Source organism: Roseateles terrae, assembly GCF_014192155.1.
Taxonomy (GTDB): Bacteria; Pseudomonadota; Gammaproteobacteria; order Burkholderiales; family Burkholderiaceae_C; genus Roseateles; species Roseateles terrae.
Genome location: NZ_JACHXO010000001.1, coordinates 485,500 through 500,493, shown reverse-complemented (window position 1 = coordinate 500,493; position 14,994 = coordinate 485,500). Strand labels below are relative to the sequence as shown.

Genomic DNA, 14,994 nt, shown 5'->3' with positions numbered 1-14,994 from the left:
CTAGGGAGGCCCCTCGCCCGCTCGAATAGCCGATCAAGGTCGGCAGCGCCATTTAACTAGCAAACATTTGCAGGTCCTGGCCTCAGCACTCACCTACAAGGGCAGGCGCCGCTGCGAAGCAGCCCGTCGGCGTCCCACACACTCTGTCACCGCACCTGGCCGCCCTTCGCACCGGCTGGTGCGCCCTCGGGCCTGTCTTTTGCCACTGAGCGGACCCGAGCGGAGATACTCGGCCTCGAGACTCCGCCTTGCGAGGCGAGCCTCATCGATCAGACAAGGAGATACCAACATGCGATTCACACACACCTCCCGGCGAACCCAGGGTGCCGCATGCGCCGCCGTAATGCTGGCGCTGCTGGCCGGCTGCGCCAATATGGATGAACGCCAGCGCGGCACGGCTGGTGGCGCCGCCATCGGCGCGGCGGCGGGCGCCGTGCTCAGCTCCGCCACCGGCGGGAAGGCCGGCACGGGTGCTCTGGTGGGTGGCGCGCTGGGTGCCGTCGCCGGCAACATCTGGTCGCGCCGGATGGAAGAAAAGCGCCAGGCCATGGAACAGGCCACCCAGGGCACCGGCGTGGAAGTGACCCGCACCGCCGACAACCAGCTGAAGCTGGACGTACCCAGCGACATTTCCTTCGCCACCAACAGCGCGGCGGTCGAGCCACGTCTGCGTCCGGTGCTGGACGGCTTCGCCAATGGGCTGGGCAGCGGCCCGGCGACGGTGGTGCGCATCATCGGCCACACCGACAACACCGGCAGCGATGCGATCAACGATCCGCTGTCGCTGCGCCGCGCGGAGAGCGTGCGCAACTACCTGATCGACCGCGGCGTGCCGGGCAACCGCGTGGAAGTGGCTGGCCGCGGCTCCCGTGAACCGCTGGTGTCCAACGACACCGCCGAGAACCGCGCCCGCAATCGCCGCGTCGAAATCTTCCTGCGCGAGCCGCAGCAGGGCACCGGCGGCTGATGATCGAGCCGCGCCCGGGTCGTCGGACTTTGAAGAACCCGGGCGCATCTGGCACTGAGGGGCCATGAGCGCTTAGGCGCTCCGGGGCTCAAGGGGACGAAGGGTTCAAAGCGCTGAAGGCGTTCAGCGCATCCACACGACAAAAAGGCCTGGTGTCTCCACCAGGCCTTTTCTTCGTCTCGAGGCTCCCACAGGAGGCGCTGCAGGCACTCCAGGTGCACTGCAGCGTTGGAAGCTCAGTGCAACCCTGCCGCGGCCGCTGCGGGTCCGCCTCGCGGATCTTCCGCAATCGGCTTGCTATGGGTGGGTTCCGGGCCCAGCTGCGCGCCGGTCTGGTGCAAGGCGCCGCCCTCACCTTCCCAGGTGGTGACTTCCTCAGGCTTCTTGCCGACGCGGCCATGCAGCCGGCGGTTGCGCGACTGCTGCCATTGCCACAAGGCATAACCGGCCAGGGCCAGCGGGAGGATACGTTTGAACATCTGAAACTCCTCGGGATTGGATGAGGGATCAATCGATTCGTGGTCCTGGGCAGTCTGCGTTCTGCAGCCTGCCGTGGGCCATTACCGCTGGGCGGCGCTGGCCGGGGGCAGCGGATGCGGCGGCGCCTTGGGGCGCTCCGGGGTCTGTGACGGGGGTGCCGGGGGCACCGGCGGAGTCGGCGGCGTGTTCATGGTGGACGGATTCGGCGCGGCGCCGGCACCGGTGGGGTTCTCTTCCACCATCCGGTCGATCCGCTTCAGGATGCCGCCCGTCTTGACGCTGCCATCCTGCGTCCCCTGACCCATCACCATGTCCCGGCAATCCTGGCGGTCCTCTTCCGCCACACGCTGGCAGCGCAGCAGGGCGTTATTGGCCAGTTCTTCCTTGCTGGCCACCTTCAAGGTACCGCGGCGAGCCTCTTCGCGAGCGGCGGCAGCTTCCTTCAGGCAGGTCTGTTGATCCTGTCCGCTGCGGCCGGCCAGGCAGGCCGCCCGTTCCTTGTTGTAGGTGGCCTCGGCGGTGCTGCCGCCAGACGCTTTGGCCGAACCGGTCGCCGCAAAGGCGGGGGCCGCCACCATCATCACCGCGGAAAGCACCGCGCCCGCCGTCACCAGCGCAGCCGTGGACGTATTTGTCAGCAGTTTCATGTCTTCTCCTTGCGCCAGGCCAGTGGCCGGTCGGATGCCTTCACATCAGGGAAGGCGGGTCTTGGGCGGCCCCGGAGGACCTTGGATGACTGAAGCGTATCGACGGGTCCCACCGGCGTCTGTCGTACCGCGCCGTCCGCGCTTGTAGGACCTATCCGATAAGAGGTAGAGCCACACCAGCGACATAGATGGGAACCGCTCTGTGCGGCAGTGGGCAAACGGGGGACAAATGGGCCGCTCTGCCTTCAGCCGCCACTCGCGTCGTTCGCGCCACGTCCAATGGCGGCGTGCTGTCCTACAGACGGACGTGGGGCTCGCTGATGCCTTCGGCGAGGGGGCGTCCCTACAGTCAGTTCAAGTGCCGCGACGCGGTTTTCCGAAGTGAAAGGACATCATCATGTTGAAGTGGGCCCTGATCTTTGCCGTCATCTCCCTGGTGGCTGGCGTGCTCGGCTTTACCGGCATTGCTGCAGGCGCAGCCGGCATCGCCAAGATTCTGTTCGGCATCTTCCTGGTCATCTTCCTGGTGCTCCTGGTGCTGGGCATCACCGGCGTCAACGCCATCCGGAAATAACGGGGCGGGACCCCAGCGTCCCTGCCCTCCCCAGCCACTCCCCCACTGGAGCCAGCCAATGGAACAAAGTCAGAACAACCAACCCATGCAACTCGACGAAGCAGCGCTGGACCGCGCTCGCAAGCACCTGGACGATGGCGCGGTGACGCCGAGCTACGGCCCGTATCGGGACCAGATCGTCAAACTGCTCAATGACGCACTCGCCACCGAGCTGGTGTGTGTGCTGCGTTACAAGCGCCACTACTTCACCGCGCACGGCCTGTCCTCCCCCGGCATTGCGGCCGAATTCCTGGAACATGCGAACGAGGAAAGCGCCCATGCCGACAAGCTGGCTGAGCGCATCGTCCAGCTGGGCGGTGATCCGGACTTCAACCCGGACTCACTGACGCAACGCAGCCATGCCGAGTACGACGCCTCGGACGACCTGAAGGCGATGGTTCGCGCCAATTTGGTGGCTGAGCGCGTGGCCGTGGAGAGCTATCGCCAGATGATCCATCTGATCGGCGACAAGGACCCGACGACTCGCCGCATTCTGGAAGAAGTGCTGGCCGACGAGGAAGAGCACGCCGACGAGCTGCTCGACATGCTGAAGGACTGAGCCTTCCATGTCCGCACCGCACGCCCCCACCCTCTGCGCTGACCCGACCCTGCCTGCCAGTGGTCCTCCTCAGCGTTCCCGCGGCTGGGGCGTGCGTGGCGTGTGCCTTCCGCGTCCGATGACGGTGCTGGTGAGCTTGCTCACGGCCGTGGCGATGTCGGCATGTGCCACACCCGCCCCGCCGATCCAGGGTCCGCTGCCTGCGCCGCCCGCTTCCACGCCCGCCATGGCCAAGGTCGCCAGCGAGGTGGAAGTGGTGGGCGCCAAGGGCACGATGGGGCCCCAGCGGCGCGAACAGGCCATCCGCAACGCCGCGGCACAGGGCAGTCCGGACCTCCTGAAGCGTCATCTGGCCGCCATGTCCGCCTTTGGCGACGTGGACCTGTTTGCCAACAACGACGCCAAACTGTTGATCGACGGCCCGGCCACCTTCGAGGCCATGTTCGCCGCGATTCAGCAGGCCAAAACCCAGATCTTGCTGGAGAGCTACATCATTGAGGATGCGGAAGTCTCCCGCAAACTCGCCGACCTGCTGGTCAAGCGGAAGCAGGAAGGGGTGCAGGTGGCCGTCATCTACGACGCCATCGGCTCCCTCTCAACCCAGGAAGCGTATTTCGATGGCATGCGCAAGGCAGGCATCGCCGTCTGCGCCTTCAATCCGGTCAATCCACTCAAGACCCGGCGCTACAACGACATCACCGAGCGGGATCACCGCAAGATCCTGGTAGTGGACAACGCCGTGGGATTCACCGGCGGCATCAACATCAGCGCGGTGTATTCCTCCGGCTCCGGCTCATTTGGCGGCGGCAAGAGCCGCGGCAGGTCCGCGGACGACGACAAGGCCGCCAAGGAGCGCGGCTGGCGCGACACGATGATCCAGGTGAGAGGTCCGGCCGTGCAGGCGCTGCACGGCATGATCCTGCAAACCTGGCAGCATCAGGCGTGCAACGGCGCCCTGCAGGCCGTCCCGGCGCCGACCGCTGCGCCCGGCCAGCAGCTGATGCGCATCGTGCCCAGCACGCCGCAGGACAAGGAAAACCGCATCTATACGCTGCTGCTGGGCAGCATTCGCGCTGCGCAGAAAAGCGTCTATCTGACGATGGCCTACTTCGCCCCCGGCGAGGACATGGTGGAGGCCCTGAGCGGTGCCGCCCGGCGCGGCGTGGACGTTCAGCTCATCCTGCCCTCGCAGAGCGATTTTTCGCCGGTCATGCATGCCGGCCGCAGCCACTACGAACGCCTGCTCAAGGCCGGCGTGAAGATCCACGAGCTCAAAGATGCGGTCCTGCACGCCAAGACAGCGGTGGTGGACGGCGTGGTCTCCACCGTCGGCTCCAGCAACATGGACTGGCGCAGCTTCGTGCACAACAACGAGGTCAACGCCGTGGTGCTGGGCGAAGACTTCGGCACCGCCATGACACGCATGTTTGAAAAGGACCGCGAGGCCTCGCGCAACATCGACCTCGCCGCCTGGGAGCATCGGCCCCTGCTCCAGCGCAGCAAGGAATATTTCTACAGTCTTCTTGAACATTGGTGGTGACAACAATGACGCCAATTCCGCCAACGCCTGCGGCCGACGCGCACGCTCCTTCTTCGACCCCGACGCCTTCCCCCCGTCCCCGCCGCCACCACTGGTTGACCGGGGTGGCCGTGGTGATGGCGCTGCTCGTCGGCGGCATCGCGATCTGCGAATGGATGGGCTGGCCCTTCCTGCGCCGCCCGCTGGAGAACTGGCTGAGCCAGAAAACCGACCGCATGGTCAGCTTTGACGGCTCCGGCCAGACCCGGTGGAAGCTGCGCTTCATTGGCGGCCTGCGCCTGACGACGGACACGCTGACCATCAGTAATCCCAGCTGGAGCACGATGGGCCCGATGGTGGTGGCTCGTGATGCCAGCCTGGCCCTGCGATACAGCGACCTGCTGCACATGCGTCAGGGCGACCCTTTGCGTGTGAAGAGCCTGCAGGCCGGAGATCTGGCACTGCGCCTGCAGCGGGATGTGGAAGGCCGCGCCAGCTGGCAGTTCGGCCCGCAGCCGGACAGCAGCACCCAGGTCCGCGAGCGTCCGAAGATGGACGGCATCGAGTTCGATCTGCTCGAGGTCCGCCAGGGCTCCGCCGTGGTGGACGACAAGATCCAGCAGCTCTCCCTGCTGGCGAAGTTTGCGCTGCGCGAAGCGTGGACCCTGCCGCCGGCGGACGAGCATCTGCTGGACCGCGCGCAGATCCAGTTCGGCAAGGATGCGGATCCGTCTTCCGCCTCCAGATCCAGCGGCACCGCGCAGGTGACGGCGACATCGCCGTCCGCATCCGGTCCGGATTTGGCCTCGGCGCAGCGCTCCAAGTCCGATGCCAAGGCCCCAGCGGCCTCGGGTGCCTCCGCTGACACCCAGCCAAACACCGCCTCAGCCAGCGGTCCGGCCATCGCCACAGCCTCCGGTCGCGGCGACCGCGCCCCGGGCAGCGAAGGCGCTGAGCGCCGCCTCGGCGTGATCGCCACCGCCGAAGGCCATTTCCATGACATGCCAATCAAGGCCGCGCTGCGGACGACCTCCGCCCTGCCCTGGCTGTCTTCCGATCCCCAGGCACCACCGGTGGGCGTCAAGCTGCAAGGGGATATCGGACGGGCCAAGCTGTCCTTCGATGGCGAGGTGCGTGACCTGCTCGGCAGTCAGGGTCTGGCCGGCCGTTACACCATCGCCGGTCCGTCGCTGGCCGCCGTGGGTGAGCCCCTGGGTGTCACCCTGCCCACCACGCCCCCCTTTGCCATGAAGGGCAGCCTGCGCCGCGAAGGCACCCTCTGGTCCACCGTGGTGCAGACAGCGACCATCGGCAAGAGCAAGCTGAATGGCCACTTCGAATTCAACACGCCGCGCAACCAAAAGTCCAAGCTGACCGGGGAGTTGCGTGGCAGTGAGCTGTGGATGGCCGACCTGGGTCCCTCCATCGGTCTGCCGACGGAGCCCAAGGCGCGGCCCTCCACCAAGCCGAACCGCGTGCTGCCGGACCGCCAGTTCGACCTGCCCTCCCTGCGGGTGATGGATGCGGACGTGACCGTCAACCTGGACCGCTTCGAATCCGGCACCGCCGTGCTGCAGGCGGCTCGCCCGCTCAAGGGCCACATCATGCTGGCCGATGGCGTGCTGCAGATCCGCGACATCGATGCCCGCGTGGCCAAGGGCCAGTTTGCCGGCAGCATCACCCTCGACGGCCGGCAGCCGACGGCCCGTTGGCAGGTGCGACTGCGGGTGGCCGGCGTGCATCTGGAGCAATGGCTGCAGGTGGAACGCAAGGACAACAAGCCGCCCTACGTCACCGGCCTGATGGGCGGTCGGATCTCGCTGGACGGTGAAGGCCGCTCCACCGCGGACCTGCTGGCCACGGCGGACGGACGCATGGTGCTGTACTGGACCCAGGGCAGCGTGTCCCATCTGATCGTGGAGGCGGCCGGCATCGACCTGGCGCAGGCCGTGGGCGTGCTGATCCGGGGCGACAAGGACCTGCCGGTGCAGTGCGGCATCGCCGACCTGCGGGTCAAGGATGGTCGCGTGACGCCTTCGCCGATGATCGTGGACACCCGCGATTCCCTGGTGCGGGTGGAAGGTGATGTCTCACTGGCGACTGAGCGGATGAAGCTGCAGGCGAAGGTGGAGCCGAAGGACGTCAGCCCGCTGAGTCTGCGCACGCCGCTCAAGCTCGAGGGGACGCTGTCCGATCCGGACATCAGCCTGGAGAAGGCGCCGCTGCTGCGCCGCGTGGTGCCCGCCGCCGTGCTGGGTGTCGCCGTCGCGCCGCTGGCTGCCTTGCTGCCGCTGGTGGACCTGGGGGAAGAACCGGACGATCAGACCAAGGCGGCGCTGTCGGAATGCAACGCGGCATTCGCCCGTCGCGCCAAGCAAGGCGCGGGTTCGTGATAATCGCCCCCATGTCCGAGACGACTCCGACCCACGCAACGCCTGGCACCCTCAGCTGCTTCCTGGTGGAAGACAGCCCCCTCATTCGTGAAAATCTGGTGGCCACCCTGCAGGAAATGGTGGATCTGCAGGTGGTTGGTCAGGCCGAGGACGAAGCCGGCGCCCTGCGCTGGCTGCTGGATGAGGCGGTGCCCTGTGATGTGATCATCATCGACATCTTCCTCAAGCGCGGGACCGGCCTCTCCCTCTTGCCCAAGGCCCGCAAGCTGCAGCCGGAAGCGAAGATCATCATCCTGAGCAACTACGCCACGGTGGACATGCGCACCCGCTGCCATGAACTTGGCGCGGACCGGACCTTCGACAAATCCAGCGAGCTGGACGACCTGATCACCTATCTGCTGGACCTGCACGTGCCGGGCTGAGGCCGCGGCATCAGCCGCGGGTCGGCCCCCTGCCGCCTCAGGACGTGACAGGCGGCGGCACGGCGCTGGTGGATGCGGAGGCCGCGACCGCTGAGGCGTCCGTGGCGGTCCCGCTCGTCATGCCGAGCTGGGTGTTGAGCGTGCGCCGCAGCGTTTCGATGTCGAAGGGTTTGCGCAGCACCACCGCTTCCCGCCCTGTGGCGGCGTGGAAGGCATCGGCATCGGGATGGCCGCTGGCAAAAACCACTTTCAGGTCGGGCCGAAGGGCCAGCGCATGGCGTGCCAGCTCCGCTCCATCCATGTGGGGCATCGAGAAGTCAGCCAGCAGCAGGTCGACCCGCTCGGTCCCGAGCACCCGCAGCGCCTCCCGCCCGTCGGCCGCCGCCACCACGTCGTGGCCCAGCGAACTGACGGCGTCGATCAGAAACTCCCGCACGTCGGCATCGTCATCCACCACCAGCACATGGTGACGACGTGCATCCTGATGCGGATGGGCCTGCTGCGGATGGCAGGCCTGCAGATCCGGCTGGGCCCGACGCAGCCGCAGCGTGACGGTGGTGCCGACGCCCGGCGTGCTCTGCACGTCCACCGACCCATCCACCCGCTTGCACATGCCATAGACCTGGCTGAGCCCCAGCCCGCTGCCCTTGCCCACTGACTTGGTGGTGAAAAACGGATCGAAGCAGCGCGCCAGCACCTCCGGCGTCATGCCGGCGCCGTCATCGGTGACGCGGATCAGCACGGTGTTGCCATCTTCCTCCACCGTCAGCACCAGCTGGCCGCCGTCCATCATCGCGTCCCGCGCGTTGATCACCAGATTCAGCAGCGCCATTTCCAGCTGCACCGCATCGGCCATCACGCACAGGTCGCCCGCCGCCAGCAACGGTGCCACGCGGCGGTAGCCCATGCGCGCCCCCAGCGTGGTGCGGAACAAGGGCTCCAGGTCCTGCAGCAGCCGCTGCAGGCTCACCGGCTTCAGGTCAAAACTGTGCTCTCGGGAGAAGGCCAGCAACTGAGACGTCAACTTGGTGGCCCGCGCGGAAATCGACTGGCCCTTCTCAGCGCAGCGCGCCACCAGCGCGGGATCGGAGACCCGCCGCGCGATGATGTCGAAGTTGCCACGGATGGCCTGCAGCAGATTGTTGAAGTCGTGGGCAATGCCGCCCACCAGCTGGCCAATGGCCTCCATCTTCTGCGCCTGCGCCAGCGCCGCTTCGGTTCGAGCCAGCCGCTCTTCCTTCTCGATGCGCTCAGTCACGTCATACACGAACTGGTAGGCCCCGATCCGGCGTCCGTCCCGATGCAGCGACCGGAAATGCATCTCGTAGTGGCGGCTGCGCCCTTCCCGGCCAAATTCCCGGATATCGGTGAACTCCTCACCGGTCAGCGCCCGGGTCCACACGGCTTGCATTCCCCGTTGCTGCTCGGGAAAGTCCTTCAGCGCCTCCAGCATGTTGTCGCCCACCTTGGGATGGACACCGAAGATCCGCTCGAACTCCACCGCCGCGGCGTGATTGATGGCCATCCAGTTGAAGTGGTGGTCCGAGACCTGCACCATCGCATCGGTGCCTTCCACCAGGTCACCGAACAGCTTGCGCTCGGACAGGTAGAGCGACAGCTTTTGCTCCAGCGCGTCGTTCAAGTTCCGGATGCGCTGCTCATCGTGCTTGCGCTGCGTGATGTCGATCACCGAGCCGACCACCCGCTTCACCCGCCCATGGGCGTCCATCACCGGCACGCCGCGCGCGGCCACCCAGCGCACCTCGCCATCTTCCTTGCCAACGGTGCGGTACTCCACGTTGTAGAGCTTGGCGCCATGGGGCACGGTGACCGCTGCAAAGGCCTGCGACACCATCTCGAAGTCGGCCGGATGCAGCCCTTCGTAGAAGTCACGCAGGGACACCGGTCGGTCGCTGTAGATGCCGAACATCTCCCGCGTGCGAGTGGTCCAGTAAATCATGCCGCTGGCCAGGTCCACGTCCCAGACGCCGACACCGCCGCCTTCGGTGGCCTGACGCAACTGCTCTTCCTTGGCTGCCAGCTTCTCCTGGGCGCTGGCCCGTGCGGTCACGTCCGAACCCAGCACGAACACGCCTGTCACGTGGCCGCTTTCATCCAGCAGCGGCTGGCAGACGAAGTCCACCGTGACCCAGCGCGGTGCCTCGCCCGGGGCCTCAATCCGGTAGCTCACCTCGGTACCGGCGTGGGGACGGCCCTCCCGATAGACCTGGTTCAGCAAGTCCAGATAGCCCTGCTCGCGCGCCTCGGGCAGCGCTTGGTCCAGCGGCCGGCCCAGCAGCGGGCGTTGCCCCACCAACTGCAGATACGCCGGGTTGGCCATGATGAACACATGGTCCGGACCGTTATGCAGCGCCATGAAGGACGGCGCCTGCTGGAACAGCCGCTCGAACTGGATGGGGTCGCCGCGCATCAGGAGGCCCATGTCGCTGTCGCCGGCGTCGGTGGGCGGCATGTCGCTGTTGCGGGCCTCGGCGGCCGGCAGATCGCTATTACCGGCCTCGGTGGTCGGCCTATTGGGGTCCCCGGTCATCGCTGTCCCTCAAGAATGCCCATCAGGCGGTGATCGGGCCGCACGCGATCCGGGGTGGAGGCGTGTCGGTGGTCGGTCATCTTACGGGGAGAAGCCACCTCCCAATGCAAAACGCTGGCCGTCCTTCGGGGACGGCCAGCGTTGCTGGGGCCATGGACGGGACCCCCTCCCGGGATCCCGAGCCGGCTTAATGCGCGCCGCCCGCATCCACCGGACCCGCCATCTTCGGCGGCCGCTTGGTCAGCCAGACGAAGGCGATCAGGCCGATGAACAGCACGGCCGAGGCCAGGAAGATGTCGTCCGCCGCCCGGGTGAAGGCCTGCTGATCCACCAGACGGTTCAGATAGGCCAGGGCCTGGTCGTAGCTCATGCCGGTGCTTTGCAGCGTGTTCAGCGTCTGCCCCGCCACCGGATCGCCCAGGCCGATGTGCTCCACCAGATGGGTGTGGTGCAGCGTGGCGCGGTTTTCCCACAGCGTGGTGGAGATGGACGTGCCCATCGCCCCGGCCGTGATCCGCACGAAGTTCGACAGACCCGCCGCCGCCGCAATCCGGTCGGGCGTGATGCCGGACAGCGTCAGCGTCGTCAGCGGAATGAAGAAGAACGCCAGGGCCGCGCCCTGCAGCACCGTCGGCACCATGATGATGCCCAGGCTCGTGTCGGTGGTGAACATCGACCGCATCAGCAGCACGATGAAGAACATCACAAACGCGAAGCTGGCCATCAGACGCGGGTCCCAGACCGAGACCTTGCGCCCCACCACCGGCGACAGCAGGATGGCCAGTATCCCCACAGGCGCCAGCGCAAAGCCGGCCGCAGTGGCGGTATAGCCCATCCACTGCTGCAGCCACAGCGGCAGCAGGACCACGTTGCCGAAGAACAGCCCGTAGGCCACCGACAGCACCGAGGCTCCGAACAGGAAGTTCCGGCGACCGAAGAGGCGCAGGTCCACCACCGGGTGTTCGGCCGTCAGCTCCCACACCACAAAGACCGCGAAACCAACCACCGCCAGCACCGCCAGGATCTGGATCTGGCCGGATTCAAACCAGTCCAGCTCCTTGCCCTTGTCCAGCATCACCTGCAGCGCACCGACCCAGAGCACCAGCAGGGCCAGGCCCACGCTGTCGATCGGCAGTTTCTTGGTCGGCGTCTCGCGGGTGCGGTAGATGCTCCACGTCAGGCCGGCCGCAAACAGGCCCACCGGCACGTTGATGTAGAAGATCCACGGCCAGGTCATGTTGTCGGTGATCCAGCCGCCCAGAAGCGGCCCGACCACCGGCGCGACCAGGGTGGTCATGCCCCATAACGCGAGCGCCGTGCCCGCCTTGTGCTTGGGATAACTGGCCAGCAGCAGCGTCTGGGACAGCGGAATCATCGGCCCGGCCACCAGGCCCTGCAGCACCCGCGCCGCCACCAGCATCTCCAGCGAGTGGGCAAAGCCGCACAGCCAGGAGGCCAGCACAAACAGCAGCACGCTGGTGGTGAACAGCCGCACCGCGCCGAAGCGCTGGGTCAGCCAGCCGGTGAGCGGCACGGAAATCGCGTTGGCCACGCCGAAGCTCGTGATCACCCAGGTGCCCTGCGTCGCGCTGACGCCCAGGTCGCCGGCAATCGCCGGCAGGGACACGTTGGCAATCGACGAGTCCAGCACATTCATGAAGGTCGCCAGCGACAGTGACACGGTGCCCAGCACCAGGGCTGAACCGGTCAGTGGCTGCGGACCCGCCGGAGCGGCATTACTCATCTTGTTTCGCTTTTCGGTGCTCAGGCGTGGGCGCCGTTGCTCTTGGCGGACGTCGCGGCAGCCGCCTTGGCGCCACGGGCCGCGTTGGCCGTGCTGCCGGACTTGACCGCCTTCTTGCCCAGGTTGGCGGCGATGATCTGATTCACCTTCTCATCGGCGGCACGTTCCTGAGCATCGAAGATGGTGGTCTGCAGCGCCGGCGCCTGACGCTGACCCTGGGTCAGAGTGGCACCGTCCTGATTGCGGATGTCCACCTGCACGTCCATCGACAGGCCCACGCGCAGCGGATGCTCCGCCACTTCCTTCGGGTCCAGCGCGATGCGCACCGGCACGCGTTGCACCACCTTGATCCAGTTGCCGGTGGCGTTCTGCGCCGGCAGCAGCGCAAAGGCCGCGCCGGTGCCCGCCCCCATGCCCTGCACGGTGCCGTGGTATTCGGTCTTCTTGCCGTAGACATCGGCCTTCAGCGTCACCGACTGGCCGATGCGCAGCTTCGCCAACTGGCTTTCCTTGAAGTTGGCGTCGACCCAGACCTGCTGGAGACCGACCACCGCCATCACCGGGCTGCCGGCGGCCACGCGCTGGCCGAGCTGCACCGAGCGACGGGCCACCCAGCCGTCCACCGGCGCCACCAGGTCGGCCCGCTGGAAGGCCAGGAAGGACTCACGGAAACGGGCGGCGGCGCGCTGCACATTGGGATGCTGTTCCACATCCACGCCGTCCGTCAGGGCCTGGTTGGATTGCAGCTGCTCCTGGGCCGCCAGCATGGCGGATTGCGCGGCGGTGTAGGCGGCGCGGGCGGCGGTCAGCTGGGCCTGGGTGTGATCCAGCTCTTCCTTGCTGACCGCGCCGGTGGCCAGCAGCGGCTGGCGGCGGGCCAGGTCGGCCTGCAGACGGGCCATCTCGGACTGGGCGCGCTGCTGCTCCGCCTGACGCACCTGCACCTGCGCGGCGAGGCTGCTGTTATTGGCGAACAGGGTGCGCACTTCACGCACCGTCTGCGCCAGTTGCGCCTGCGCCTGTTCCAGCGCCACACGGGCATCGGCCGGATCCAGGCTGACCAGCTTCTGGCCGGCCTTCACATAGTCGGTGTCGTCGGCATAGACGGCGCGCACCGTGCCGCCCACCAGGGGGGTGATCTGCACGACGTTGGCCTGCACATAGGCGTTATCGGTTTCTTCGTAGCGGCTGCTGACCAGCCACTGATAGCCCCCATAGCCAATGCCGGCGATGATGACGGCGGCGGCAATCAGGGCCAGGCCCTTCTTGCGCTGACCGTTGCCCTTGCCATTCCCATTGTTGCCATTGTTGCCGGTGTTGCCGGTGTTGCCGGTGTTGGCAGGGCCGTTGCCGCTGGCACCGTTGCTGGCGGCACCAGCGGCGGGGGTCGTGGACGTGTTGTTGTCTTGGGCGCTCATGATGATGTTCTGACCTGTTCTTGGTTGTTGTGGGTGGCGGCGACCGGCTCACACGGGCGGTCCGCCGCGCTCACCGTTCAGCTGTGGGAGGCTTGGATCTGGGGAGCCGCTGGGGCGTTCGTGGCGTTCGCCGCGTTGGCGGTGGACGGGGCGTTCGGAGTGTTCGCGCCGCCGGTCGTCGGCGACTGCCGAGCCGGGTCGGCATAGCCGCCGCCCAGGGCCCGGATCAGATTGATCTGCGCATCCACCGTCTGTGCCTGGAGGTCCAGCTGGCCGCGCTGCTGCGTCACACGGGACTGCTGCGCATTGATGACGGCCAGGCGATTGACCAGACCCGCCTGGAAGCGCTGCTGGGCCAGGCTGAACTGGCTGTCCGCATTGGCGACGGCCGCGTCCTGCTGAATCTGCTGCTGACGCAGGGACTGCAGGCTCGCATATTGATCGCTGGCGTCGCGGACGGCATCCAGCACGGCGGCGTTGTAGCTGGCGATGGCAGCGTCCTGCTCGGCGGCACTGCCGCGCAGGTTGGCGCGCAGATGGCCGGCATCGAACAGCGGCAGGCTCAGGGCCGGGCCCCCACCCCACTGACGGCTGCCGGACTTGAACAGCTCATCCAGGCCGATCGCATTCAGACCGACAAAGGCGCTGAGCGACACGCTCGGATAGAACCGGGTGCGGGCCGCACGCACGTCCTGGGCGGACGCTTCCACCCGGGCACGGGCGGCGGCGAGGTCTGCGCGGCGACCCAGCAGGTCCAGGCTGGGGGCCTGTTGCCAGTCGAGGGTCCGCGGCAAGCTGGCCTGCAGCGTGGCAGTCCCGCTCGGGCCCTGGCCGGTCAGCGCGGCAATCTGGTTGCGCAGCAGCGTCTGCTGTTCCTGCAGCACCAGCTGCTGGCGCTGCAGATCCGGCAGCGGCGCTTCGGCCTGACGCAGTTCCTGGGTGTTGTCCAGACCCGCCTCCGAGCGTTGGCGGACCAGATCGGCGCCTTGCTGACGCAGGGTCAGCTGGTCCTGCAGCAGGCGGCTCTGCGCCTGGCTGCGGGCCAGGGCCACATAGGCCTTGGTGATGGCGTTGGCCACGCTCAGCCGGGCCGCGGCCGCATCGGCTTCAGCCGCGCGCTGCTGGCCCAGGGCCGCCTTCAATTCGGCTTCATGCTTGCCGAAGAAGTCCCACTCATAGCTCAGTCCGGCCTGCACATTCCCGAAGGTGCGGATGCTGCCGGCCAGCGGTGCCGGATAGATGCCGTGTTCGGTGATGCGCTGGCGGGTGACGCTGGCGTCCAGCGCCGCATTGGGCCGCTCGTTCGCTTCGGCGTTCTCCGTCATCGCTGCCGCGCGGGCGATGCGGGCACGGGCCAGGGCCAGTGACGGGGATTGGGCCATCGCCTGATCCACCAGCGCATCCAGCTGGGCGTCGCCGAAGCGCTTCCACCACTGCTGGTCCAGCGACTGCCCGTCGCTCGTGGACAGGCCGAGCTGACGGGCGGCGACATCGCCGTCCAGCGTCTGACCGGGGTCCGCCAGCTTGGGCATGGGGGCGCAGGCGGCCAGCACCAGCAGCAAGGCCGCGCCCATGGCCAGGGCCAGGGTGGTGCGATGGAGGGATCGGGGCGTCATGAGAGCGTTCCTCGAGATCATGTGTTGTTCTTCTTCAGGGGAAAAAGGTCAGAAAGCGGAAAGCG

12 protein-coding genes are annotated in these 14,994 nt (G+C 67.2%); 6 read left to right on the top strand and 6 right to left on the bottom strand.

Translation table 11 applies throughout. The features are described 5' to 3' along the window. The first annotated feature begins 289 nt into the window (after positions 1-289). Positions 290-967 (top strand): YiaD family glycine zipper/OmpA-like lipoprotein, encoded by a 678-nt coding sequence (locus FHS28_RS02115; protein WP_088449310.1) that lies wholly within the window; start codon positions 290-292, stop codon positions 965-967. A 236-nt stretch (positions 968-1,203) separates the two neighbouring features. On the opposite strand, the gene FHS28_RS02110 is transcribed toward FHS28_RS02115, so the two are convergent. Further along, positions 1,204-1,446, bottom strand: a complete 243-nt coding sequence (locus tag FHS28_RS02110; protein ID WP_088449311.1) for a hypothetical protein — start codon at positions 1,444-1,446, stop codon at positions 1,204-1,206. Between the two features lie 81 nt (positions 1,447-1,527). Beyond that, complete coding sequence (locus tag FHS28_RS02105; protein ID WP_088449312.1) at positions 1,528-2,094, bottom strand: hypothetical protein; 567 nt, start codon at positions 2,092-2,094, stop codon at positions 1,528-1,530. A gap of 397 nt (positions 2,095-2,491) precedes the next feature. On the opposite strand from FHS28_RS02105, the gene FHS28_RS02100 reads away from it, so the two are divergent. The 5 genes from FHS28_RS02100 (at position 2,492) to FHS28_RS02080 (ending at position 7,600) form a co-directional block, all read left to right on the top strand. Beyond that, positions 2,492-2,668 carry a DUF1328 family protein gene (locus FHS28_RS02100; protein WP_083525569.1) on the top strand — a complete coding sequence of 59 codons (177 nt, stop codon included), beginning with the start codon at positions 2,492-2,494 and terminating at the stop codon, positions 2,666-2,668. Positions 2,669-2,753: 85 nt separating this feature from the next. After that, a complete protein-coding gene (locus tag FHS28_RS02095) occupies positions 2,754-3,266 on the top strand; it encodes a ferritin-like domain-containing protein (RefSeq protein WP_246409413.1) in 513 nt (170 codons plus the stop codon). 7 nt (positions 3,267-3,273) lie between these two features. Then, entirely contained in the window at positions 3,274-4,806 is a 1,533-nt protein-coding gene (locus FHS28_RS02090; protein ID WP_246409411.1) for a phospholipase D-like domain-containing protein, read from the top strand. A 5-nt stretch (positions 4,807-4,811) separates the two neighbouring features. Next, on the top strand, positions 4,812-7,178 hold the full coding sequence (locus FHS28_RS02085) for an AsmA family protein (RefSeq protein WP_088449315.1): 2,367 nt from the start codon (positions 4,812-4,814) through the stop codon (positions 7,176-7,178). Positions 7,179-7,189: 11 nt separating this feature from the next. Next, positions 7,190-7,600, top strand: a complete 411-nt coding sequence (locus tag FHS28_RS02080) for a response regulator (RefSeq protein ID WP_088449316.1) — start codon at positions 7,190-7,192, stop codon at positions 7,598-7,600. Positions 7,601-7,637: 37 nt separating this feature from the next. Here the strand turns inward: FHS28_RS02080 and FHS28_RS02075 are convergent, their stop codons facing one another. From FHS28_RS02075 to FHS28_RS02060, 4 genes are all read right to left on the bottom strand, one after another. Continuing rightward, positions 7,638-10,151: a PAS domain-containing protein gene (locus tag FHS28_RS02075; protein ID WP_088449317.1), complete on the bottom strand. Its 2,514-nt coding sequence runs from the start codon at positions 10,149-10,151 to the stop codon at positions 7,638-7,640. A 187-nt stretch (positions 10,152-10,338) separates the two neighbouring features. Further along, positions 10,339-11,895 (bottom strand): DHA2 family efflux MFS transporter permease subunit, encoded by a 1,557-nt coding sequence (locus FHS28_RS02070; RefSeq protein WP_088449318.1) that lies wholly within the window; start codon positions 11,893-11,895, stop codon positions 10,339-10,341. A gap of 20 nt (positions 11,896-11,915) precedes the next feature. Further along, entirely contained in the window at positions 11,916-13,313 is a 1,398-nt protein-coding gene (locus FHS28_RS02065) for an HlyD family secretion protein (RefSeq protein WP_088449319.1), read from the bottom strand. A gap of 77 nt (positions 13,314-13,390) precedes the next feature. After that, complete coding sequence (locus tag FHS28_RS02060; RefSeq protein ID WP_184294009.1) at positions 13,391-14,929, bottom strand: efflux transporter outer membrane subunit; 1,539 nt, start codon at positions 14,927-14,929, stop codon at positions 13,391-13,393. Positions 14,930-14,994: the final 65 nt, after the last annotated feature.